At 70.6% G+C, this 23570-nt stretch carries 25 protein-coding genes; 10 read left to right on the forward strand and 15 right to left on the reverse strand.

Translation table 11 applies throughout. The features are described from left to right. Nucleotides 1–1139: DUF222 domain-containing protein (locus GEV10_02435; GenBank protein MQA77332.1), on the forward strand; the 1139-nt coding region annotated here is incomplete at its 5' end. A gap of 59 nt (nt 1140–1198) precedes the next feature. After that, complete coding sequence (locus tag GEV10_02440) at nt 1199–1864, forward strand: hypothetical protein (protein MQA77333.1); 666 nt, start codon at nt 1199–1201, stop codon at nt 1862–1864. Nucleotides 1865–1871: 7 nt separating this feature from the next. Here GEV10_02440 and GEV10_02445 read toward each other — a convergent pair whose 3' ends face one another. The 3 genes from GEV10_02445 to GEV10_02455 are packed head-to-tail and all read right to left on the reverse strand — an operon-like array spanning nt 1872 to nt 3317. Next, nucleotides 1872–2249 (reverse strand): hypothetical protein, encoded by a 378-nt coding sequence (locus GEV10_02445; protein ID MQA77334.1) that lies wholly within the window; start codon nt 2247–2249, stop codon nt 1872–1874. 49 nt (nt 2250–2298) lie between these two features. Next, a complete protein-coding gene (locus GEV10_02450) occupies nt 2299–2928 on the reverse strand; it encodes an NUDIX domain-containing protein (GenBank protein MQA77335.1) in 630 nt (209 codons plus the stop codon). Nucleotides 2929–2984: 56 nt separating this feature from the next. Then, nucleotides 2985–3317, reverse strand: coding sequence for a plasmid stabilization protein (locus tag GEV10_02455; GenBank protein MQA77336.1), 333 nt, complete (start codon nt 3315–3317; stop codon nt 2985–2987). A gap of 269 nt (nt 3318–3586) precedes the next feature. Between GEV10_02455 and GEV10_02460 the strand changes: the two genes are divergently transcribed. The 6 genes from GEV10_02460 (at nt 3587) to GEV10_02485 (ending at nt 8577) form a co-directional block, all read left to right on the forward strand. After that, nucleotides 3587–3790, forward strand: a complete 204-nt coding sequence (locus tag GEV10_02460) for a hypothetical protein (GenBank protein MQA77337.1) — start codon at nt 3587–3589, stop codon at nt 3788–3790. A 57-nt stretch (nt 3791–3847) separates the two neighbouring features. Continuing rightward, entirely contained in the window at nt 3848–4417 is a 570-nt protein-coding gene (locus GEV10_02465) for a hemerythrin domain-containing protein (protein MQA77338.1), read from the forward strand. A gap of 98 nt (nt 4418–4515) precedes the next feature. Further along, nucleotides 4516–4854: a hypothetical protein gene (locus GEV10_02470; protein MQA77339.1), complete on the forward strand. Its 339-nt coding sequence runs from the start codon at nt 4516–4518 to the stop codon at nt 4852–4854. Then, nucleotides 4815–5258 (forward strand): ANTAR domain-containing protein, encoded by a 444-nt coding sequence (locus GEV10_02475; GenBank protein ID MQA77340.1) that lies wholly within the window; start codon nt 4815–4817, stop codon nt 5256–5258. The genes GEV10_02470 and GEV10_02475 overlap by 40 nt, the downstream gene beginning before the upstream one ends. Before the next feature lie 55 nt (nt 5259–5313). Beyond that, a complete protein-coding gene (locus GEV10_02480) occupies nt 5314–6207 on the forward strand; it encodes a glucose 1-dehydrogenase (protein MQA77341.1) in 894 nt (297 codons plus the stop codon). Between the two features lie 78 nt (nt 6208–6285). Next, entirely contained in the window at nt 6286–8577 is a 2292-nt protein-coding gene (locus GEV10_02485; GenBank protein MQA77342.1) for a protein kinase, read from the forward strand. An 11-nt stretch (nt 8578–8588) separates the two neighbouring features. On the opposite strand, the gene GEV10_02490 is transcribed toward GEV10_02485, so the two are convergent. From GEV10_02490 to GEV10_02530, 9 genes are all read right to left on the reverse strand, one after another. Next, the gene (locus tag GEV10_02490; GenBank protein MQA77343.1) at nt 8589–9035 is read right to left on the reverse strand and encodes a hypothetical protein; all 447 of its coding nucleotides are present in this window, start codon (nt 9033–9035) and stop codon (nt 8589–8591) included. Nucleotides 9036–9092: 57 nt separating this feature from the next. Then, nucleotides 9093–10340 (reverse strand): acyl-CoA dehydrogenase, encoded by a 1248-nt coding sequence (locus tag GEV10_02495; protein MQA77344.1) that lies wholly within the window; start codon nt 10338–10340, stop codon nt 9093–9095. Nucleotides 10341–10346: 6 nt separating this feature from the next. Continuing rightward, entirely contained in the window at nt 10347–11396 is a 1050-nt protein-coding gene (locus tag GEV10_02500; GenBank protein MQA77345.1) for a phosphotransferase, read from the reverse strand. Between the two features lie 15 nt (nt 11397–11411). Then, a complete protein-coding gene (locus GEV10_02505) occupies nt 11412–12179 on the reverse strand; it encodes a glucose 1-dehydrogenase (GenBank protein ID MQA77346.1) in 768 nt (255 codons plus the stop codon). Continuing rightward, nucleotides 12180–13400, reverse strand: coding sequence for an acetyl-CoA C-acetyltransferase (locus GEV10_02510; GenBank protein MQA77347.1), 1221 nt, complete (start codon nt 13398–13400; stop codon nt 12180–12182). It lies immediately after the preceding gene. Nucleotides 13401–13529: 129 nt separating this feature from the next. Further along, entirely contained in the window at nt 13530–14729 is a 1200-nt protein-coding gene (locus GEV10_02515; protein MQA77348.1) for an epoxyalkane--coenzyme M transferase, read from the reverse strand. Between the two features lie 115 nt (nt 14730–14844). Next, nucleotides 14845–15852, reverse strand: coding sequence for a helix-turn-helix domain-containing protein (locus GEV10_02520; protein ID MQA77349.1), 1008 nt, complete (start codon nt 15850–15852; stop codon nt 14845–14847). Between the two features lie 97 nt (nt 15853–15949). Continuing rightward, nucleotides 15950–17071 (reverse strand): tartrate dehydrogenase, encoded by a 1122-nt coding sequence (locus GEV10_02525; protein MQA77350.1) that lies wholly within the window; start codon nt 17069–17071, stop codon nt 15950–15952. Between the two features lie 154 nt (nt 17072–17225). Further along, complete coding sequence (locus tag GEV10_02530; GenBank protein ID MQA77351.1) at nt 17226–18098, reverse strand: LysR family transcriptional regulator; 873 nt, start codon at nt 18096–18098, stop codon at nt 17226–17228. A 125-nt stretch (nt 18099–18223) separates the two neighbouring features. On the opposite strand from GEV10_02530, the gene GEV10_02535 reads away from it, so the two are divergent. Both GEV10_02535 and GEV10_02540 read left to right on the forward strand, forming a co-directional pair. Continuing rightward, entirely contained in the window at nt 18224–19339 is a 1116-nt protein-coding gene (locus tag GEV10_02535) for a mandelate racemase/muconate lactonizing enzyme family protein (GenBank protein ID MQA77352.1), read from the forward strand. Nucleotides 19340–19377: 38 nt separating this feature from the next. Next, on the forward strand, nt 19378–20568 hold the full coding sequence (locus tag GEV10_02540) for a mandelate racemase (protein MQA77353.1): 1191 nt from the start codon (nt 19378–19380) through the stop codon (nt 20566–20568). A gap of 42 nt (nt 20569–20610) precedes the next feature. On the opposite strand, the gene GEV10_02545 is transcribed toward GEV10_02540, so the two are convergent. The 3 genes from GEV10_02545 to GEV10_02555 form a co-directional block, all read right to left on the reverse strand. After that, entirely contained in the window at nt 20611–21282 is a 672-nt protein-coding gene (locus tag GEV10_02545) for a methyltransferase domain-containing protein (GenBank protein ID MQA77354.1), read from the reverse strand. 90 nt (nt 21283–21372) lie between these two features. Then, nucleotides 21373–22509 (reverse strand): MFS transporter, encoded by a 1137-nt coding sequence (locus GEV10_02550; GenBank protein ID MQA77355.1) that lies wholly within the window; start codon nt 22507–22509, stop codon nt 21373–21375. A gap of 111 nt (nt 22510–22620) precedes the next feature. Continuing rightward, on the reverse strand, nt 22621–23520 hold the full coding sequence (locus GEV10_02555) for a TIGR04348 family glycosyltransferase (protein ID MQA77356.1): 900 nt from the start codon (nt 23518–23520) through the stop codon (nt 22621–22623). Nucleotides 23521–23570 lie beyond the last annotated feature (50 nt).

Raw genomic sequence — 23570 nt, forward strand, 5'->3', positions numbered from 1 at the left:
ACGACCCGACCCGTGCCGCGGCGGAGGCCCGGCTGGTGCAGACCGCGACTGAGCTGGATCCGGCGCGGTTGCGGTGTGCGGCCAAACACCTGGGCGCGTGCCTGGACCCCGACGGGGTCCTGGCGACGGAGAAGGAGCAGCAGGAGAACCAGCAGTTCACGATCACCGCGGACCTGCACGGCATGTACGCCCTCCGCGGCCGCCTCGACGCCCCCACCGCCAACGCCGTCACCCTCGCGATCGAGGCCCTGGCCAAGCCGAAACCCGAAGCCGACGGCACCCCCGATCTGCGGACCGCGACCCGCCGCCGCGCCGAGGCGCTCGGCCAGCTCGCCACCCTCGCTCTCGGGCACCCGGACATGCCCACCAGTGGTGGGTACCGGCCGCAGGTCATCGCCACCATCACATTGGCTGAACTCCAGGACCGTGTCGGGCTCGCGTGGCTGAACAACGGTGAACCCGTCTCCGTGCAGGAGCTGCTGCAGACCGCGTGCCAGGCCGACGCCGCGCTCGCCGTCTTCGGGCACCACGGGGAGATGCTGCACTACGGCCGGAACAAGCGCCTCGCCCCACCCCCGCTGCGTCGGGCACTGGTCGCCCGCGACGGCGGCTGTGTGGTCCACGGGTGCGACGCGCCACCGCAACACACCGAAGCGCACCACCTCACCTGGTGGTCCCACGGCGGAGCCACCGACATCGACAACCTCGCGCTGGTCTGCACCGCCCACCACACGGCGGTCCACGACGGCACCGTCCACCTCGCGATGCTCAACGGCCGCCCCCACACAGTGCCACCCAAGTGGCTCGACCCCACCCAGAATCCCCGCCTGAACAGGTGCACGCGCGGCCGCCGTGACCCCGATGCGAGTTGTCAGTCATCCATCGCCGCTGGTGCGGCGACCCCGGGGCGGGTGACAAGGGTGGACTCGGTCGTGGTGTCGGTCGCTTCGTGGTCGCAACCCGTGAACGGCACCCTCACCGTGTCGGGGCATGGTGAGGGTGCCGTTCACGTGTGCGCTGCGAGGGTCGTCGGTGGAGCTTCACCTCACCGACGTGGACTTCACCTCGTCCCGGCACGAGGTGAAGTCCACGTTGATCACGTGCACGTGATCAAACGGTGCGGGCGGCGAGCCTATTGACGATTCAGTGTCAGGCGTTGTTATAGGCACGCCTGGCACTGACAAGTCGCGTTCTGCTGGTGGCGAAGACGTTCGCCGCGGTCGACGGGGCGGGGCACTATCTTCCGTTCGAGGCGCCCGAGGTGCTGCGCGGCTTCGTGCACGAGTGGCTACGTCGCTGTCGCCGGCCGCAGGGTGAGCGGGAGCCTGCCTATCGTTTTGATATGGACTCCGAGATGCCCGCGCCGCGGGGTGACAGGAACGGCGCGCTGGCGAGGGAGCTGCTGGCCATCCATCAGTGGTTCAGGCGCGACCTGGCGCTGTTGCAGCGCGCGGTCGCCGCGCTGGCGGACGGGGGCGCACCCGGCGTCGCCGACGCCCGGGTCGCCGTCGACGAGCTGCGGCGCCGGCAGGAGGTGCAGAGCGTGCAGTCGCGCTGCCTGTCGTTCTGCCGGCACCTGGAGATGCATCATCGGATCGAGGACGCGTACGTCTTCCCGCGCGTCGTCGACCGTGATCCGGGTCTCGCGCCCGTCGTCGCGCGCCTGATGAGCGAGCACCGGGACATCGCGGGCCGTCTCGCCCGGCTCGAGGAGGTGGCCGACGCCCTCGCCGGCGAGGCGGAGGTCGCAGCCGTGCGGCCGGTGCTGGAGCGGTTGGCGGCCGATCTGGAGGCCCACCTCGACTACGAGGAGGAGAACCTCGTGCCCGCGTTCAACGCGATGCCGGAGAGCGCGTTCTTCTGACCGGTGGTCAGTGGTCGACCGGCGGGCGGGAACGCCGCGCCGCGCCGAGGGCGAGCACGCCGAGCGCGAGCACGAGCCAGCCGCCCGAGATCGGCTCGGGGATGGAGACGAACAGGCCGATCGCGACGAGTCCCCAGCCGAGCGCACTGGGCAGGCGGCCGGCGGTCCTCGCGGCCCAGGTGCCGAACGCTCCCAGGGTCAGCATCGCGATCCCGGCGGCCAGGAACCACAGGACGTATCCGCGTTCCGCGCCGTGGACGGTGGCGACGACACCCTCCGCCGCCATCTCGACGAGGACGCTCCACGAGAACACGACCCCGTAGACGAGGTGGACGACGCCGAGCGCGAGTACCAGCCGGGGCGTCCATCGGGTCAGGCCGGACATGGTGTGTCTCCTCAGCACGGGCGACGACGGTCGAGACGCGCGGGCGTGGTCAGCCGAGGTTACCGGTGGCGGGGCGGTCGGCGAGGTAGCGCAGGCCGCGGTCGACGAGCTCGGACCTGATGAGGTCGGCCACGGCGTCGAGGTCGAACCACTCGGCGCGGTCGGTGCTGCCGTTCTTCTCGTGCCGCAGCTCGCCGCCGACGACGTGGGCCTCGTAGAAGACGCGCACCGCGTGCATGTCGACCGGGGGCTTGCGGGTGAACCGCACCCGGCGACCCTCGACGCCGAGCAGCCGGTCGACCGCGCACTCGTAGCCGGTCTCCTCGGTGACCTCGCGGACGACCGCGGCGAGCGGGTCCTCGCCGTGGTCGAGCCCGCCCCCCGGGGGCCGCCCCTGCCTGATCTGCTCGGTCGTCCGGCCCTCGTACGCGCCGTAGTCCCACTCCCACAGGTCCGCGTCGACCTCGGCGCCGCGGAGGCCGGCCAACCGCGCGGTCAGCCCTGCGCGCTTCGCGGGACTCACGAACGTGCGCACGACGCCGCGGCGCCGCAGCGCCGGCAACAGACCGCGTGCCTGATCCTCGCCGTGCGCCGACAGCGGCACGTCGGTGCGTCCGGTGTGTCGGCCGGTACGACTCCACTCCGTCTCGCCGTGCCGCAACACGATCAGTTCGCCCACGCCCCGCATCCTTCCGTACGCCGGCGCGCGCAGGCCAGGCGCTGCGGCTCTGGAGGTTACCTGCCGAGCGCGTTCTGCAGCTCACGCTTGGTCATCGTCGACCGGCCCTTGATGTTGCGCTTCTTCGCATCGTTGTACAGCTGGGCCTTGGTGGGCCCGCCTGACCCCTGACGGTTTCCGGAACGCTTGCCGCCCCGCTTCTGCGGCGACGCACCCGTGGTCGACACCTTGCTCGCCTGCCGGCTCTCCCCGGACCGGGCCCGGTTCTTGTTCACGGTCCGCGCGGCGATCTCCTGCGCCCGGTCCTCACCGGCCCCCCGCTGCTTCTTCGCGACCTTGACGTGCTCGTACTGCCGTTCCCGTTTGCTTCCCCACGCCTGCTGCGGCATGTCAACTTCTCCTCCCTGCGGCGACTCACGAGGTGTGTGGCACCGCGTTCGGCCTCCCGTCTTCCTACCCCGGTGCGGTCGCCACTAACCCGTTGACCAGTCTCGACCCCTTGGTCTACGTTGCGCATAGGTGGTCAAGCAGCGCGCCCCCTTTCCTACGAGCGCGCAGGGGCACGAAGATGACCACCCTTCGAGGTACGTTCACTCCACCGTCGTCGCCGGCACCGACCGAGTCGTTGGTGTCCGGGCAACGTGTCGTCCTGGTCGCGGTGGACGAGAAGACCGGCCGCTCGCGATACATCCAGGGCTACCGGTGCACCAGCGATGTGTACACCGACCCGACCGGGCGCCGCGTAGTGCGCGTGGCGACCGACGCGGATTGGTTCGCGTGGATCATCGGCGCCAGCAAGGACGAGTCCGGCGACTGCCCGCACACCCAGCTGTGGCCCGCCGAACTCGTTCGGGCGCATTGAACCCGCTGACGTTCGACCGGCATGACATCCGCACTCTGCTGCCTTGGAGGGAACCCGATGGCTGCCGGCCCAGCACCTGATCTGGTGGACGTGATCATCGCCGATCACCGTGAGATGGAGGCACTCTTCACCGAGTTGGAGCACGAGCGTAGAGACAGCGACCCAGGGCGGCGCCGCGATCTCGTCGACCATCTGATCACCGAGTTGGTGCGGCACGCGGTGGCCGAGGAGCAGTACCTGTACCCCGAAGCCCGGGCAGTTCTGTATGACGGCGACGACATCGCCGACCGTGAGCTCGACGAGCACGCCGCTGCCGAAGCGCTGATGAAGCGTCTGGAAGCCTTCGACGTCACCGTCCCGGAGTTCGCGGTGCTGCTCGCCCAGTTGATCAAACAGACCCGGCAGCGGGTCGAGGAGCAGGAGGCGAACCTGCTGCCCCGGCTGCGGACCACCTGTGATCCAGCCCGACTCCGCGAGCTCGGCGAGAGGTTCCGGGCCGGCAAGCAGGCAGCACCGACCCGACCGCATCCGGCAGTGCCTCACACGCCACCGGCCGACAAGATCCTCACGCCCGGAACCGGACTGATCGACCGGCTCCGCGACGCGCTGACCGGCCGTGGGAGCTGACCACGACGCCGCATGCCGCACCTCCCCCGCCGATGTTCCGTCACGATGGACCCCTTCGACCTGGGCGCGGTTGCCCGTGGGACGGACCCTGTCGTCCAATGCCAGACGCAGCTGCACGCCGCGCACGCATGCGCCCGTTGTACGACCTGCTGGTCGGCGTCGAGTCGGTGCAGGAATTCCTCGGCGACCTCGCGCGCCTGGCATCCGACGAGATCGACCGGGAACTGTCCTGCGGGCTGACCGTACGGATCGAGGGCGGGCCGATGACGATCGCCAGCAGCGACGACTTCGCCGCCCGACTCGACGGGGTGCAGCACACCGCCGGAGAGGGGCCTTGCCTCGAGGCGATGGCCACCGGCCACCCGGTCGAGGTTCCCGACGTCGCCCGGTGCGAGCGGTGGCGGCCTGGCGCACCTACGGCCTGGCGCACGGACTGACCAAGTCGCTGTCCGTGCCGCTGCCGACCTCGACCGGGGCACCGCTGGGAGCGTTGAACCTCTACTCGATCAGCGCTGCGAAACTCACCCAGGACGATCATGACGCGGCGGTGGTGTTCGCCGCACAGGCCGCAGGCGCCGTGATGGTCGCGATACGACTCGCCGAGCAGGCCGAGCTGCTCGACCAGCTGGAACGAGCACTGGAATCCCGCGCGGTGATCAACCAGGCCAAGGGCGTCGTGATGGCACAGGAACACTGCACCGCCGACCAGGCGTTCGCGATCCTGAGGACCGCGTCCCAGCGGCGCAACACCAAGCTCCGCGACCTCGCGAGGGCCATCGTCACCCGCGTCGGCATTCCCGACCCAGGGTCCTCGGACGACAACCCAGGTTCTCGTGGTTGAGCGACGACACCCCGGGTAGGCCCGATCCGAGCCGACACCAGGATGGAGCGTGACGATGTCGAACGATCAGCACGAGCAGCAGCATCCGCGCCATCAGCATCCGCGACCTGACTTCCCCGAGCAGGCGCAGCCGCATCCGGGGCTGGACTCCGCGATGGACCCCGAGCCCGACTACGGGTACGAGACGTACCGCGGCCTCGGCCGGCTCGAAGGGAAGACCGCGGTCATCACCGGTGGAGACTCCGGAATCGGCCGCGCCGTGGCGCTCGCATTCGCGCGCGAGGGAGCCGACATCGCGTTCTCGTACCTCGACGCGGAGAAGTCCGACGCCGACCAGACCGTACGGGTCGTCGAGGACGCCGGCCGCTCCGCCGTCGCCGTCCCCGCCGACATCAGCGAGCCCGACGCGTGCACGCAGATCGTCGAACGTGCAGTGCAACGGTTCGGCCAGGTGGACGTGCTCGTCAACAACGCGGCCTACCAGATGGCGTTCGACGGGATCGAGTCGATTCCCGCCGACCTGCTCGTGCACACGTTCAAGACCAACATCATCGCGATGTTCTGGATGTGCCAGGCGGCCCTGCCGCACATGCCCGAGGGCGGGTCGATCATCAACGTCGCGTCGATCCAGGCGCACAAGCCGTCGCCGCCGCTGCTGCCGTACGCCTCGACCAAGGGCGCGATCGTCACCTTCACCAAAGGGCTGTCACAGGAGCTGATCGAACGCGGCATCAGGGTCAATGCGGTCGCACCCGGGCCGGTCTGGACGCCGATCATCCCCGCGTCGATGTCGGAGGAGAAGACCGCGCAGTTCGGCAAGAACGCGCCCGTCGGACGCCCCGGACAGCCCGTCGAGCTCGCACCGGCCTTCGTCTTCCTCGCCTCCCAGGAGTCGAGCTTCGTCAACGGCGAGGTGCTCGGCGTCACCGGCGGCCAGCTCATGCCGTGACGAGCCTCTCACCGGGCTCGGGCTCGTGAGGTTGCGCTAGGGTCACCGAGACGGGGACGGCTCGGTGGAGGACCTGGGGTGAACGAGCGGCTCGGGCGCGGCGCATCCATGGACGCGACCGAGGACGAGTGCCCGGTCAGACCGGATATCACCCGACTGCTACCCCAGTATCGGCTGCGCCAGCAGCTGTCCAGCACCTTGATGAGCGAGGTGTTCCGCGCCGAGGAGACGGAGCGCGGGCTGGACGTCGCGCTCAAGGTGATCGGGCCCGAGCTCATGCGGCGGCGCGCCTTCGCGTCCCGGTTCAAGCGAGAGACCACGATCGCGGCGGGGTTGCGCCACCCGAACATCGTGGACGTCTACGCGGCCGGCGAGGTCGGTGACGGTGACGACGTCCTCGGCTACCTGGCGATGCGGTTCGTCGAGGGAGCGAACCTGGGCCGGGTCATCGCCGATCGTCGGCGACTGGACCTGGAGGAGACGGTCGCCGTCGCACGCCAGATCGCGAGTGCCCTCGACGCGGCGCACGCCCAGGGCCTCGTGCATCGGGACGTCAAGCCCGCCAACATCCTCGTCGAGGCGGCGACGAACCGGTACTACCTGTGCGACTTCGGCATCGCGAAGAGCACCGCGGCGAGCACCGTCACCGCCACGGGTGCGGCGATGGGCAGTGCGCTGTACTGGTCGCCCGAGCAGCAGGTGAACAGTCGTGACGTCGACCGCAGGTCCGACGTCTACTCGCTCGGTTGTGTGCTCTACGACTGCCTTGTCGGGTTGGCACCTCCGGCGTCGCGTGCCCGCCGGAGTCGCGAGGTCCCCTCCCTCAGCGCACCCGTCGGCAGCGTCCTGCAGAAGGCGATGGCCGTCGACCCGGCCGATCGGTACGCCACGTGCGGCGAGCTGGCGGACGAACTCGCGGCAGCGGCCGAGAAGACTCGGCGGCGGCGCCGGTTGTCGACCGTGGGCGGCCGGACAGCCCTCGGCCTGGTCGCCGTCCTCACCCTGCTCCTGTTCCTCGTGGTTCCAGGCCAGGGGCAGGACCAGACGACGGACCTGGCGAGGATCCCCGCCGCACTGCGCGGCGACTGCCGGGCCGCGACCACGGCGATGACCGGCGCGGCATCCGCACTGTCCTGCCCGGACGACGCGGGCCGCACCGCGGTGACGTCCCTGTTCACGGCCGGCAGCACCGCCTCCCGTGCCTACCGCCGAGCCGTCGCCGCGTCGGGTGTCGGCAGATCGCAGGGCGACTGCGTACGGGGCACCCAGGGTGAGCACCGCTATCCGGCCACCGGGCCGCCGGTCGGGCGCGTGCTCTGCTACGTCCGCGACGGCCGGGCCGTCGTCGTCTGGATCGACGACGAAGCCCGCACCGTGAGCCGGGCCGAGGCATCCGACGCCACGGCCCTGCGTCGAGCCTGGACCGGATGGACCGGCACCGACCGGGCGTTCCCCAGCGCCGACGAGCGTGCCCTGGTCGACGTCGCGGCCGGTATCGACTGCGTGCGCGCCGCCACCGCAGACCTGGACGCGTTCCCGGCGGCCACCGCCGCGGTGACCTGCGTCCCGAGAGGGTCGGGCGCGCGGTCGGTCACCTACTACAGGTTCGCGTCACGGCCGGTGCTCAGGGACAGCTTCAGTGACCGCGTGCAGGCGGCCGGGGCCGACAGCGGAGCGCGGTGCGCCGAGGGCGACGCACCCGGCTTTCTCGGCACCGGGCGACACGACTGGCTCGGCGTCGATCTCGGACAGGTGCTGTGCCGGCCGGAGTCGGACGGCACGCTGCGGATGGACTGGTCCATGGAGCCGTTGCTCGTGGCGGGAACGGTGACCGGCGTCGAGCGGACCACGCTCACGGGCTGGTGGTCGCAATGGCACCTCGCACCGCTGAGCCGCATCGTCGAAGCGGTCAACGAGCAGGCCGCACCGCCGTTCCCCAGCGCGTCCGAGCGAGCGGTCGTCCGCCGCGTCCCGCGCGTCTCCAGGATCAACTGTGTGCGCCCTTCACCTGAGCAGGTGTGGCGGGACGTGGGCGCCGCGGACGTGACCGGCGTGGCCTGTGGGCCGACCAGCGGCGCCGGGATGGTCGTGTACTACCGGTTCCGTGACGTCGCCGCGATGCGAGCCGCCTACAACGACTCCGGGGGCGGTGGCGGCGGCTGCACCGATCCGTCGAACGGCTTCAGCGGGAGCGGTGCGTACTCCCGCGGTGGCCGCAGCGGCAGGATCCGCTGCGGCGTGATCGAGGGCACCGGCGAGCGATTCCTGGAGTGGACCGACGACCGCCGGGCCATCGCCGTGTACGCGCACCGGGGGCGCGGCCCCGTGGCGATGGTCGACTGGTGGATCCACGACGCGGGCCCGACCTGACCGGTCCACGGTCAACCGCTCACCGTGCCGCCGACGCTGGCATTGCCCGTCACGTTGCCGGAGCCGGCGCTGCCGCCCCGAGCGACGACCGCCCCCTCGAAGATCGCGACCAGGTTGACGCGCCCGTTGCCGGTGAACGCCACGTCGAGACGCCACGAGTGCGGGTCGCCGTCGGCGGGCACGGTGACGGACTTCCGCCAGGGCAGCTCGGCCGCACCCTTCCTCTCGACCTTGCGGTCCAGCGTGTACGTGACCTTCGTGACCTTCGCGGAGCCGGTCGCCTTCAGCACCAGCGTGCGCGGTTGCCGGTCCGGCACCGTCGACCTGGTGACCGGCGTGCTCGATCCGGTCTCACTGCGGGCGGGCCCGGGCTCCGGTGGCTGTCCACACCCGACGAGAGCCAGGAGCAGAACCGCGCACACCGCCATGCGCCCGCGAAGGGGGAAGGTCATCGCCATGTCCGAGACGATAGCGAGCGGCGCCAGGACCGGTCCCCACTCGGTCACCCCTTGCCGTCATGTCCGGTGGCGGCGTAGCTCGCGGCGGGCGAGCGACCGCCGGTGGACCTCGTCGGGCCCGTCGGCGAACCGCAGCGAACGCGCGGTCGCCCACAGCGCGGCGAGCGGGAAGTCCTGGCTCACTCCCCCGGCGCCGTGCGCCTGAATCGCCTTGTCGAGGATCCACTCCACCGTGAGCGGCGTGGCGATCTTGATCGCCTGGATCTCGGTATGCGCGCCGCGGTTGCCCACGGTGTCCATCAGCCACGCGGTCTTGAGCACCAGCAGGCGCAGCTGCTCGACCCGTACGCGCGCCTCGGCGATCCACTCCTGGACGACGCCCTGCTCGGCGAGCGGCCGGCCGAACGGCTGCCGGTCGAGCGCCCGGCGACAGGTGAGCTCGATCGCGCGCTCGGCCATGCCGATCAGCCGCATGCAGTGGTGGATGCGCCCCGGCCCCAGCCGGGACTGCGCGATCGCGAAGCCACCGCCCTCCTCGCCGACGAGGTTGTCGGCGGGCACCCGCACGTCGTCGAAGACGATCTCGGCGTGACCGCCGTGGTCGTCGTCGGCGTAGCCGAACACCCGCATGCCGCGCCGGACGGTCACGCCTGGCGTGTCCCGCGGTACGAGCACCATGCTCTGCTGCCGATGCGTCTCGGCGTCCGGGTCGGTCTTGCCCATGACGATGAGGATCCGGCAGTTCGGGCTCATCGCCCCGGTGATGAACCACTTGTGGCCGTTGACGACGTAGTCGTCGCCGTCGCGTTCGATGCGGGTGCGGACGTTGGTCGCGTCGGAGGACGCCACGTCGGGCTCGGTCATCGCGAACGCGGACCGGATCGCCCCGTCCAGCAGCGGTCGCAGCCACTGCTCGCGCTGACGCTCGGTGCCGAACGCCGCCAGCACCTCCATGTTGCCGGTGTCCGGCGCCGCACAGTTGAGCGCCGTCGGCGCGAGCTGCGGACTGTGGCCGCTGATCTCGGCCAGCGGCGCGTACTGCAGGTTGGTCAGCCCGGCGCCGTCTTTACCGGTCAGGCTGTGCTCGCCGGTAAGGCTGTGCTCGCCGGTAAGGAACAGGTTCCACAGGCCACGTCGCCTGGCCTCGGCCTTGAGCTCCTCGACGACCGGGACGCTCGTCCACGGTTCGGTGCGCTCCGCGAGCTGCGCCTCGAACACCGGCTCCGCCGGGTAGACGTGCTCGTCCATGAACGCGAGCAGCTCCCGACGCAGTTCCTCCGTGCGGGCGTCGAATGCGAAGTCCATCAGCGATCACCGTCCCTCAGCAGCGTCGAGTCGGGCGTGACCGCCGGCCACCAGCGGGCCCACGTGCGTACCGATGTGCTCGAACCCCTCGCCCACGGTCTGCCCGTGGCTGAAGCGGAGGTGGATGCCCTCGCAGATCACGGCGAGCTTGAAGTACGCGAGTGCCACGTACCACTCCAGCCCGGAGACGTCGCGTCCCGACCGTTCGGCGTAGCGGGTCACCATCTCCTCGGTGCCCGGGTATCCCGCGGCATGGCTGGCGTTCCCGACGGCCGCGGGGTCGGCGTACATGACGAGCAGCGCGAGGTCGCTGAGCGGATCGCCGACGGTGGACATCTCCCAGTCGAGGACGGCGCTGATCCGGTCCTCGTCGTCGACGAGGGCGTTGTCGAGCCGGTAGTCCCCGTGCACGATGGCCGCTCGCGGCGAGACCGGCACCGCCGCGCCGAGCCGTTCGTGCAGCTCGTCGATGCGCGGGACGTCGCGGCTGCGCGACGCGTCGAGCTGCTTCTTCCACCGACGCAGCTGGCGTTCGAGGAAGCCCTCGGGGCGGCCGAAGTCGGCCAGGCGCACCGATGCGGGGTCGACGGCGTGCAGCTCGACGAGCGTGTCGACCAGCCGGAGGCCGATGGCCCGCGTGCGCTCGGGCCCGATCGCCGCGAGCTGCTCGCCGTCGTGGTACGGCGTACCCGCGACGTGCTCCATGACGTAGAACGGCGCACCCACGACGTCGGACTCGGTGGACAGGAGGAAGGTGCGCGGCACCGGCACGCTCGTGTCGTGCAACGCCGTGATGACGCGGTACTCACGGGACATGTCGTGCGCGGTGGGCAGGACGTGGCCGAGCGGTGGCCGCCTGACGATCCACCGCGACCGTCCGTCGGTCACCGTGTACGTCAGGTTCGACCGACCGCCCCCGATCACCTCACCGCGCAGCTCACCCGTACCGATCAGGCCGGGGTGCTCGCGGTCGAGGTAGGCACGCAGCCGGTCCAGGTCGAGCCCCGGCGGGTCGGCATCCCTCCCCGCTGCTCGCTGGTCAGCTCCTTCGCCCACCGCGTCCTCCCGTCGTCATCCACCGGTGGTCAGGCTGAGTCCGCCGTCCAGGACGAGCGTCTGACCGGTGATCCAGTCCGCCTCGTCGGAGAGCAGGAAGGCGACCGCACCCGCGACGTCCGCGGGGACGCCGAGCCGTCTCATCGGGTACGTCGCCGCGACGTCGTCCTCGCGGCCCTCGTAGAGCGGGGTGGCGAAGCGGGTCTTCACGATCGCCGGGGCGACCGCGTTGACCCGCACGGTCGGCGCGAGCTCCGCGGCCAGCTCGACGGTGAGCCGGATCAGCGCGGCCTTGCTCACTCCGTACAGGCCGATCCCCGGCGAGGCGTGCATGCTCGTGATCGACGCCATGTTGACCACCGCGCCGCCGTGTTCGCCCATCCAGGCGTGGTGAGCCGCGCGGACCCAGCCGATCGGCGCGATCACGTTGACCGCGAAGGTCTTCGCCGCCGCCCCCGGATCGCTGTCGAGCACGGGCCCGTAGACCGGGTTGATGCCCGCGTTGTTCACCAGCATGTCGACCCGCCCGAACGCCTCGACCGTGCGCGCCACCGCCTCCTGCTGGTGGTCCGCGTCGTCGGCCCGGCCCGGCACGCCGATGACCGTGCCATTCCCGCCGAGGTCACGCACCGCGGCCGCGAGTGGGTCGGGTTTGCGGGCCGTGACGCATACCCGCGCGCCCCTGGCCAGCAGGGTCTCCGCGACCGCCAGCCCGATGCCGCGGCTCGCGCCGGTGACGATCGCCACCCGTCCGTCGAACGGGCGTGCGGTCGGCTCACCCACTCAGCTCAGCCTCTCGACGACCATGGCCATGCCCTGGCCCCCGCCGACGCACATCGTCTCGAGGCCGATCTGCTTGTCGTGGAACTGCAGCGAGTTGAGCAAGGTGGTCGTGATGCGCGCTCCGGTCATGCCGAACGGGTGCCCGACGGCGATCGCCCCGCCGTTGACGTTCAGCCGGTCCTGGTCGACACCCAGCTCCCGCGCCGACGGGATGACCTGGGCGGCGAACGCCTCGTTGATCTCGACCAGGTCGACGTCGCCGATCGCCATCCCGGCACGGGCCAGTGCCTGCCTGGACGCCTCGACCGGCCCCAGGCCCATGATCTCCGGCGAGAGCGCGGTGACGCCGGTCGAGACGATCCGCGCCAGCGGCGTGATGCCCAGCGCCCTCGCCCGCTCGTCGCTCATCACCACGACCGCGGCGGCACCGTCGTTCAACGGGCAGCAGTTGGCCGCCGTCACCGTCCCGTCCGGCCGGAACACCGGCTGCAGCTGCGACGCCTTCTCCAGGGTCGTGCCACGCCGCGGGCCGTCGTCCGCCTCCACGACCGTGCCGTCGGGAAGCCGCACCGGGGTGATCTCACGCTTCCAGAAGCCGTTGTCGATCGCCGCCTCGGCGAGGTGCTGGCTCCGTACGCCGAACTCGTCCTGCATCCGGCGGGTGACCTGCCACGCCTGAGCCACGTTCTCGGCTGTCTGTCCCATGGCGATGTAGACGTCAGGCAGCTGCCCGGCTGCGCGGGGATCCGTCCAGGTCTCGGCGTCGGCCTGCGCCCGGCGCCCGGTGCGGGCCGACGCGTCGGCGAACGCCGGGTTCGCCGTGTCGGGCAGCGAGTCGGAGCTGCCCTTGACGAAGCGCGACACGCACTCGACGCCGGCGCTCACGAACGCCTCGCCCTCGCCCGCCCTGATCGCGTGGAACGCCATCCGCGTCGTCTGCAGGCTCGACGAGCAGTACCGCGTCACCGTGGCACCAGGCAGGTGGTCGTAGCCGAGCAGGACGGCGACCACGCGCGCCATGTTGAAGCCCTGCTCACCACCCGGCAGACCGCACCCGAGCAGCAGGTCGTCGACGTCCGCCGGGTCGAGCTCGGGAACCTTGTCGAGAGCCGCGCGCACCATCGCGGCCGTGAGGTCGTCGGGTCGCAGCTCGGTGAGCGAGCCCTTTCCCGCGCGGCCGATCGGTGACCGCGCCGTCGCGACGATGACTGCCTCGGGCATGCCAGCTACCTCCCTGCGTCAGCGAATCCGTTCCCGCACCAGCGGGCATCGGGTCGCCGCCGTACTCGGCGGTAGCTCACTCTGACAAGGTCTCGGGCGCGATGGCAACTCTCGCCGCGCCCGCGGACCCTATGGCCACAGATCCTTCGTCGCGAGGGCGGCGCCCTCGCTGAGCGACCGGAGCTTGGCCCAGGCGACTTCCGGGTGACTCCTGGCCCGGAAGCCGCAGTCACTGCCGGCGATCACGTTCTCGCGACCCACGACGCCCGCGAACCTGACGATCCTGTCGGCGACTCCTCGCGGATGCTCGATCACGTTGGTCGCGTGTGAGACGACACCGGGCATGAGGATCTTGCCTGCCGGCAGCTTCGACTTCTCGAACACCCGCCACTCGTGGTCGTGACGCACGTTCGCTGCCTCTACGGAGTAGGTCTGCGCCTTCACCTGGTAGACGAGGTGGATGACGTCCTCGAGCTCGATGTCGCTGGCGTGCGGCGAGTTCCAGCTCCCCCAGCAGATGTGGTGGCGCACCTGTTCCTCCGGCACGCCCTCGAGCGCGCGGTTGGTGGCGGCGACGACCAGCTCACCGAGCTCCCTGGTCTGTTGACGGTCCAGCTCGAGCATGTCGTGGATCGAGGGCAGCATCGGATCGTCGATCTGCACGTTGAGTCCGGCAGCCGCGATGGCCCGGCACTCCTCCCCGATGGCGTCGGCCAGTGCGAAGAAGTACGCCTCTCGGTCACCGTAGTGCTCGTCCACGTGCAGCAGTCCGAAGGTACCGGGGGCGGCCACGCCGATGAACCCGTCGCTCGGCTCCGCGCCCACCGCCGCCAGTCCGGCCTTGAGGTTGGCGATATCCCTGGCGAGGCTCTCCTTGCCCTTGTACGTGACGGGGCCGATGCACGCCTGGATCTTCAGCGGCGCTTCGGGGTCGGGGAAGAAGGACTCGCTGTGCCGGCGCCAGATCGACACGCCGTCGAGCTCGGCCGCGTCACGGTAGAAGGTCGGGAAGTTCGCGATGTCCGTCGCACCGCCGAGGCCGCCGGACAGCGACGGCGGCTGCACGGACGCGTCCCCGAACCCGGCGAGTCGATCCGCCACGTAGTACAGCCAGTTGGACTTGCTGTACTCGCCGTCGTTGACGACGTCGACGCCCAGCTCGCGCTGCTTCCCCACGACGGACTCGACCTCGCTCGACAGGAGCGCGTCCCACTGCGTGTTGTCGTCGCCCGACGGACCGAAGTGTCGCGTCGCCGCGGCCTCGAAGTCCTCCGAGCGGTGCAACGAACCCGTGTGGCTCGTCAGGATCCGGTCCGTACTCCGCTTCATCGCAGGTCTCCTCCGCGTGCCATCGTCGCAGTACGGTGCACGCTAGAAGCGTCGGCGGAGGAGCGGTATCCGTTCCCGCAGGGTTCTGGCCGGAATCCGAAGGTCGCCCGAGGCGTCACACCCGACGCCTGCGCGACGTCTGCGACGGGTTCTCGCCGAATCTCCTGCGGTAGGCGCCGGCGAACCGGCCGAGGTGGAAGAACCCCCACTCCGTCGCGATCCGCGAGATCGACCGCTCGTCGGCGGCGGTCGTGAGCAGGGTGTGCCTGGCGCGGTCCAGCCGCATGTCACGCAGATGCCGACCGGGCGATGTGCCCGTCTGCCGCCGGAACGCGAGCTGGAGTGATCGTTCGCTGACTCCGACCCGTTCGGCGATCGTCGCCACCGTGAGGCGGGCACCCGGCTCGGAGCGCATGATCTCGACGGCGCCCGCGACCGTACGACTCGACGCCGAAGGGACGCCGTCGAGCAGGGCACTGGAGTAACTGTGCGGCTGAGCCAGCAGCAACGTGGTCATCACCGTCTGCTCCAGCTCTGCCGTCACGAACGGCGACTGCCCTCCGACGGGGACACGTTCCGCGACGTCGACCAGCGTCTGGGCCACGCCGCCCCAGCTCGCCCCGGTCCGGCGCACCGACATCTCGGGTGCGAACCGGATCCGGTGGTCGACGCTGCGTCCGAGCATCCGGGACAGATGCCGCTCGAGCGCCGCACGACGGATCGTCACGCAGAGCACCGTGTGATCGGCAGTCCACCGCATCGTGGACCCGTCCGTGGTCGAGAAGACCGCGGCGGTCGACGTCGACGAATGGAACCGAGCGCCGGCATAGTTGACGTCCGCATGACCGGAAAGCGGCAGGTTGACCGCATAGATGTCCGACAGGGGCCCCGCCGTCACCTGCAGCTCCACCCCGTACGAGAAGTAGGCGACCATCACATCCCGCCACCGCCTGGCGTTGACCCGCGCGGCGAAGCCGGCCGCGCCGGCCGGCAGGGTCAGGCGGTGCGGCGCGAGCAGGCCGGTCGCGCCCACCACCGCGGCCTCGGGATCACCGGTCGCGAAGACGAGGTGCTGCGACAGTGGCACTCCACCGCGCCAGTGGAGTGCGCCGTTGCTCCCCACGCCAGGCTCCTTCGACGAGAACGTCCCTCCGGGAGCGTACCGCCGGGTGACACGCCAGGTTCCTTCGAGCCGGTGGCCTCACCGGGGACGTGGAGGGTCAGCCGTCGGGGGACGGTTCACGGACGTCTCCTGTCGGCTCATCGGCGAGGTGGTCGATGATCGCCGCGGTCACGTCCTCGGTACCGCTCGTCCCCCCGAGATCGGGTGGCAGGTGTCCGGCTGCGGCGCACGCCTCGATCGCCCTGTCGACGCGGGCGGCGTCGTCGGGCAGCCCGAGATGCCGCAGCATCAACGCCGCGCTCCCGATGGCCCCGATCGGGTTGGCGACACCCTTGCCGGCGATGTCCGGTGCGCTGCCGTGCACCGGCTCGAACATGCTCGGGGTCTGCCGCTCCGGGTTGAGGTTCGCGCTCGCCGCCAGGCCCAGACTGCCCGCGAGGGCGCTGCCGAGGTCGGAGAGGATGTCACCGTTCAGGTTGGAGGCGACCACCACCGACAACGACTCCGGCTGCAGGACGAAGCGGGCCGCCATGGCGTCGACCAGGCAGCTGTCGGCGGCGACGTCGGGGTAGTCCGCGCTCACCCGCTCGAACACCTCGTCCCACAGCACCATGCCGTACTGCTGGGCGTTGCTCTTCGTCACGCTGGTCACCTTCCGCGACGACCGCGTGCGGGCGAGGTCGAAGGCGTGGCGGATGATGCGCTCGCACCCGAAGTCGGTGAACAGCGCGGACTGCACGGCGACCTCGCGACCGGGACCCCGCGCCGACAGGTTGCGTCCGCCGATCCCGGCGTACTCGCCCTCACTGTTCTCGCGGACGACGACCCAGTCGAGCACCGCGTCGTCGGCCTTCCGCAGCGGGCTCGTGACGCCTGGCAGGAACCGGATCGGGCGGATGTTCGCCCACTGGTCCAGCCCCTGGCAGATCGCCAGGCGCAGGCCCCACAGGCTCACGTGATCGGGGACCGACCTCCAACCGACCGCACCGAAGTACACCGCGTCGAAGGTCCGCAGCCGCGCCAACCCGTCCTCGGCCATCATCCGACCGGTGCGGGCGTAGTAGTCGGATCCCCACGGGAACTCGCCCCACTCGAAGGTGAACCGGCCGTCGGACGCGTTCGCCAGGGCGTCGAGAACGGTGCGACCGGAGGCGACGACCTCGGGCCCGATGCCGTCGCCGGGGATCACGGCCACCCGGATGGTTCGTGTGGAGTCCACGAAGATGCTCCTGTTCCGCACCTGCGCGGTCGAGTGCCGGCCGCATCCTGGTGCCCGATCAACTTCCCGATTCAACGGGCCCTCGGCCTCGCGTGTCCAAGACGAAGGGCCGATCCGGCAAGTAGCGAGCACCTATAGGTCGGCCCGAACACTGCTAACCCACGGCGACGTTCAGGAACGCCTCCGCCGCCGGGGTGAGCCTGGCCCTGCGGTGCGCCAGGTAGATCTGCAGGAAGGACGTCGGCTCCAGTGGCACGACCCGCAGCGCGAACTTGCGCGAGAGCGATGTCCACGCCTCGGTCATGACAGCCACCCCGACGCCCTCAAGGACCAACGGGAGGATCGCCTCGCGGTGCTCGACCTCCACGGCGATGCGCACGTCGACTCCCTGCGCACTGATCGTGTCGACGACCTGCCGTTGTCCGGTCCCGTGCTGCACGACGATCAGGTCGGTCCCTGCCAGGTCGGCCGCGGTGACGCTCGCCTTGTTCCCGAGCGGGTGGTCCGGCCGCATGATGAGAACGAATCGCTGTTCCTGCAGCAGGTGCAGTTCGATACCGGCGGCCTGGACCGGCTGCGGTGTCCCCAGCAGTCCGAGCTGTGCCACGCCGGTCCTGACCGCGTCGATCACCCCACCGGGTGTGAACTCGGCGAGGACCCTCACCGACACGTCTGGGTACCGTTCACTGAAGCGGCCGATGATGCTGGTCAACGGCTCGACGGCCGGCGTGGGCATGCAGGCGATGTCCACCTCGCCGGCGGTCAGTCCCTTGAGCGAGTCGATGGCCGCCCTCGCGGTGTCGACGTCTCGCAGCACCTGCCGCGCCGGCTGGATCAACGCGCGACCGGCATCGGTCAGCACGACCCGCCGTCCGATGCGGTGGAACAGCATGACCCCGAGATGGCGTTCGAGCCCGCGGATGGCCTGTGACAACGACGGCTGGGCAAGGTGGAGGTGTTTCGCCGCCCGGTTGAATCCGGCATGGTCGACGATGGCCAGGAAGTACTCCAGCTGACGGACGTCCATGCGCGCCCTTCCCGGATCCCGGACCGATAGGCGCAGCCTACTTGTCGGGTAGCGAAGTCTTGTTGGACCTCCGCTCCCGCGGGATGCAGAGTTCCTTCCATGACTGCCCACAGGCGAGCGAACCGATGAAGATCAAGGACATCCGCGCCAGCGTCCACACGACGTCGATCAGCGTGCCCCTGCTCGCCGAGAGGATCAGCGGCTATGGGCGCGAGGAGCAGCGGGAGTTCGTGTTCTGCGAGGTGGAGACCGACGACGGCTTGACCGGCATCGCTCTCACCGGTCACTTCCTCGTCCGCTCCGTGGTGGCCGCCGTGGTCGACCACTTCCTTCCCGTGCTGCGGGACATGGACGTGCGGGACATCGAGGCCATCCACGAGCGGGTGTCGAAGAAGCTCAACCCGCGCGCGATGACCGGCGTGGTGTCCAGCGCACTGTCGCTGGTGGACATCGCGTTGTGGGACATCCACGGCAAGGCCGTCGGTCGCTCGGTCGCGGGCCTGCTCGGGGGCGCCCGCAGCGAGGTCGGTTGCTACGTCACGTTCGGATTCCCCCAGTACGACCGGGAGCAGCTGGCCGCGGCCGCGCGACTGCATGTCGACGCCGGCTTCACCGGACTGAAGCTCGTCGTGGGCGTCGACAAGGGCGGCTGGCGGGAGGACGCGGCACGCGTTCGCGCGGTGCGTGAGGAGGTCGGCGACGGCGTCGACATCATGATCGACGCCAACTACCTCTTCCGCCCGATCGACGCGCTGTGCCTGTGCCGGGCGATCGAGGACTGCGACATCACCTGGTTCGAGGAGCCGTTGCACCAGAACGACGCACGCGCCATGGCCGACCTGCGCACCCGTACGTCGATCCCGCTCGCCGCCGGACAGATGGAAGGGCATCGCTGGCGGCTGCGCGAGCTGGTCGAGCACCAGGCGGTCGACGTCCTGCAGCCCAATGTCTGCTACGGCGGCGGCTACACCGAGGCGCGGAAGGCCGCGCACCTCGCGCAGGTCTACAACCTGCCGATCGCCAACGGCGGTGGCTGGCCACACTTCAACATGCACACGATGGCGGGCCTGACGAACGGTTGGCTGGTCGAGTGGCACCTCGGCATGGTGCAGGTCGGTGAGCTGCTCTTCCCCGACGCCCCCAGGCCGGTCGGCGGCACCATCGCCATCCCGGAGCGGCCCGGCCTCGGACTGGAGGTCGACCGGGAGGCGTTGCGTGCGTCGCGGGTGGCGAACACCTGACGACCCGCGCACCTGACGACCCCACTCGGAGGAGAGACATGGTCACCATCGTGGACGTCCGTGACGTCGTCGTCCCGATCCGGTCGCACCTCCGCAACGCCTACATCGACTTCAGCACGATGACGGTCTCCGTCGTCGCGTTGGTGACAGACGTCGTCCGCGACGGACGTCCCGTGGTCGGCTTCGGCTTCAACTCCAACGGTCGCTACGCCCCGCAGGGCTTGCTGCGCGAGCGTTTCGTCCCACGCCTCCTCGAGGCCGCCCGTACCGAACCTGCGACGCTGCTCGACGAGTCCGAGACGAACCTGGACCCCGCGGCGATCTGGCAGGTCCTGATGCGGAACGAGAAGCCCGGTGGCCACGGGGAGCGGTCGGTGGCGGTCGGTGTGCTGGACATGGCCGTCTGGGACGCCACCGCGAAGATCGCACGACTGCCACTGTGGCGCCTGCTCGCCGACCGGACGAACGGCGGCGAGGTCACCGAGGAGGTCTTCGTCTACGCGGCCGGCGGTTACTACCACCCCGGCGCGACGTACGCCGCGCTCACCGACGAGATGCGCTCCTACCTCGATCGAGGCTACTCGACGCTCAAGATGAAGATCGGCGGCGCGCCTCTCGACGAGGACCTGCGCCGCATCGAGGCCGTGGTGGAAGGCGTGCTCGGCGGCGATGCCGGCCGGCTGGCCGTGGACGCCAACGGTCGCTTCGATCTCAACACCGCGATCCACTACGCCGATGCGCTCGGGCCGCTGGGTCTGCGGTGGTACGAGGAGCCAGGTGATCCGCTGGACTACCGCCTGCAGAGCGTCCTCGCCGACTGCTACGCCGGGCCGATGGCCACCGGCGAGAACCTCTTCAGCCATGCCGATGCCCGCAACCTGATCCGGTACGGCGGAATGCGTGCCGACAGGGACGTCCTGCAGTTCGACCCGGCACTGTCCTACGGACTGGTGGAGTATCTCCGCACTCTCGACATGCTCGGCGCGCACGGTTGGTCCCGGCAGCGTTGCATTCCGCACGGCGGCCATCAGATGGCCCTGAACATCGCGGCGGGGCTCGGACTCGGTGGCTGCGAGTCCTACCCGGACGTCTTCGAGCCGTTCAACGGTTTCGCCGACCACCTCGCCGTCGACGACTCGCGTGTCGGCCTACCGGACGACCCCGGCCTGGCGCTGGAGCGGAAGCAGGAGTTGTACCGCACGGTCCTCAGGCCGCTCGCCGACGGTTGAGCCGTCGCGCCGTCGGCACGACCGACACGGCGCGGCCGGACGTCAGGTCGGAATCGTGTCGGACGTCCCGCACTGCCAGATCGTGAGCCGCCAGAACAGGCGACTGCCGCGGCGGCTCAGTCGGATCACTCCGTCGGAGATCAGCCTGGCGACCTCCGCGACGCGGGTGACCGCCTCGGGTAGCGGGAAGTCACGGCTCGCGGCTTCGCGCATGTGGTCGCCGAACACGCGCTTGGCCGCCCGGAGAACGGCCGGTTCGTCCTGCAGGGTGGCGGTCGGCAGGTAGACGCGTCCGGCGGGGGCAAGGTGATCTCGGATCTTGGCGAGCATCGCCACCGGCAGCTCGGCACCGGTCGGGCCGCCTCCGCGGCCGTCGGGGAACCAGCCGGACGCGCGGGCCACGACATCGGGTATCCCGCTGATGTCGGCGATCACGACGTCGGCACGGACATCAGGGACCGGTTCGAACAGCGAGCCACGCCGGAACTCGACGATCTCGGCCATGCCGAGCCGCTTCGCGTTCCTGGTGGCACAGTCGACCGCGGCCTGTGACACATCGGACCCGATCACCCGACCGGCGCCGAGCTCGACCGCGGCGAAGCTCAGGACTCCACACCCACATCCGGCGTCCAGCACCGTGTCTCCGGGACGGATCCGCATCGCGTCACCCAGCACCCGGGTCGTGCTGCTCGGCGGGAACACCCCCTCGTCCACCGCCAGCGTGAACTGACCCCCAGCGCCCTTCCACGTATAAGACCGGTCCTCGCCCACTTGACACACATCCCTCCAGTGCTGCCTTCGACGTTACTCCCTGCCGCGCCGGCTCAGTGCCACGGCCACGAGGACGCCGGAGGCGAGCGGCACCAGCATCAGGATGTGCAGCGCCGTCGAGGTGCCGAGCCGGTCGCTGAGCTGGCCGATCAGCAGGGCTCCGGCGACGAAGCCCATGTCGCGCCAGAACCGGTAGTGACCGATGCGGGAGGCGTGCAGGAGGGCGGTGTCGCCGGCGGCCGCGATCAGGACCGGGTAGGTGAGCGCGGTGCCGGCGCCGAGCAGGATCAACCCGGCCAGCCAACCGCCGAACCCGCTGGACAGCGCGACGATGCCCAGGCCGACGGCCTGGACGAGCATGCCGCTGATGATCGCCCCGCGTCGGCCGAAACGGTCGCTGGCCGCACCGGTGAACGGCTGGAGGACGGCCCAGCTGGCCGGATAGGCGGCGGCGAGGACGGCAACGGTGGCCACGGGGAGGCCGTGTGCGTGGAAGTACGTGGGGAGCAGGCCCCACACGAGGGTGTCGCCGAGCTTGACGACGAACCCGGCCTGGCAGAGCCCACCGAAGGCGAAGCGGGTGCCGGGGATCGCCGGCGACGGGTCGTACCGCGGCGGCTGCAGCGAGAAGAGGGTCTGCTGGCCCAGCCACCAGGCGGTCGCGAGCCCGGCGAGCACGAACGCCTCGCCGAGGAGGAACGGGGCCACCCGTGGTCCCATGGACGCGGCGATGGCGCCGCTCGCGTACGCCAGCACGGCGGTCCCGCCGTAACCTGCGAACTCGTTGATGCCCACCGCGAGCCCGCTGCGCTGCTTTCCCGAGACGTCCACCTTCATGAAGATCGAGGTGGACCAGCAGATGCCCTGCTGTGCGCCCAGCAGGAGGTTCGCGACGATCACCCAGCTCCACGACGGCGCGAACGCGATCAGCAGCGGAACCGGGAGGCCGAGGAGCCAGCCGCCGAGCAGCAGGCGACGCCGGCCGAACCGGTCGGCGAGCCGTCCGGCGACGAAGTTGGCCGGCGCCTTGGTCAGTCCGAAGGCCAGGATGAACGACAACGTGGAGGTGGCCGAGGCGATCCCGAACTCGCTCTTGGCGATCAGCGGGAGCACCGTGCGTTCCGTGCCCCACAGGGCGCCGACGAAGGCGACCTGGGCGACGAGGAGCAGGAACCTGGCCATGTTGGGCCTGATGCCCGGCGGTGTGCTCACCGGTTCGGTGGTGGATCGTTCCGTGGCTCCCACGCGCTCGTCCTCTTCTCGTCGCAGCGGTCTGTGCGTTCATGCCCCGCCGGTCGGCAGGTCGGCGAGCAGCCCGCGCCAGGCGTCCCGTTCGCGCGCGGGATCGACCAGCCCGCCCAGGGACGCGCAACGCTCGACCAGGTCGTCGTACCGGCCCTCCTCGTTGCGTTCCACCAGATCGAGCAGCCGCGCCAGGGCCTCGGCGTCGCCGACCGGGAAGTAGCCCGGGTAGTCGTCTCCCAGCAGGCCGACGGATCCCGGGATGTGCGAGGAGACGACAGGCACGCCGGCCGCGAGTGCTTCGGAGACGACGTTGGCGCCACCCTCGTGCAGCGAGGTGAGCGCGAGCACCCGGCTGCGGGCGAGCACCCGCAACGCCTCGTCCCTGGGCAGCGGACCGAGCCAGTCGTACCGGGGGTTGCGTGCGGACTCGGCGGACGCCTCGGCGGTGAGCTCGTCGGTGTAGGCCGCGCCGGCGTGGGTGACCCGGATCCTGGACGCGGTGGGCAGCAGACGCACCGCGGCGGCCAGGCGCAGCGGGTCCTTGACCGGCCGCAGGTGGGCCAGGAAGGCGACCTCGAAGCAGTCGGATCTGGGTCGCTGCCGGGGAATCGGCGGAACCGCCTGCGTGATCACCCGGGTGCGCGGACGCAGGGCGTCGGGCAGCTGGGCCGCGCCGGCCGGTTGCAGCACGACCAGCCGCGCGGCGGCGGCCAGCACCGCCAGGTCGACGCCCGCGGTCTCGAGGTCCGGGTAGAGGTCGGTGCCCGTGAGGGCGACGATCACCGTGCCCTCCGGGCAGGCGGCCCGGAAGTCCCGCACCGCGGACGCGCTCTTGCGCGCGTGCAGTGCGACGAGCACGTCGTACGGTCTGCCGTCGTACGCGTGCATCGGGGTGACCCGATGACCCAGGTCACGCAGGATCGCCGCCCACCGCATCGCCGTGACGGCGTTCCCGTGCACCGTGGTCGATGACGGGTAGGCGAGCG

The organism is Streptosporangiales bacterium (genome assembly GCA_009379955.1).
Lineage (GTDB): Bacteria > Actinomycetota > Actinomycetes > Streptosporangiales > WHST01 > WHST01.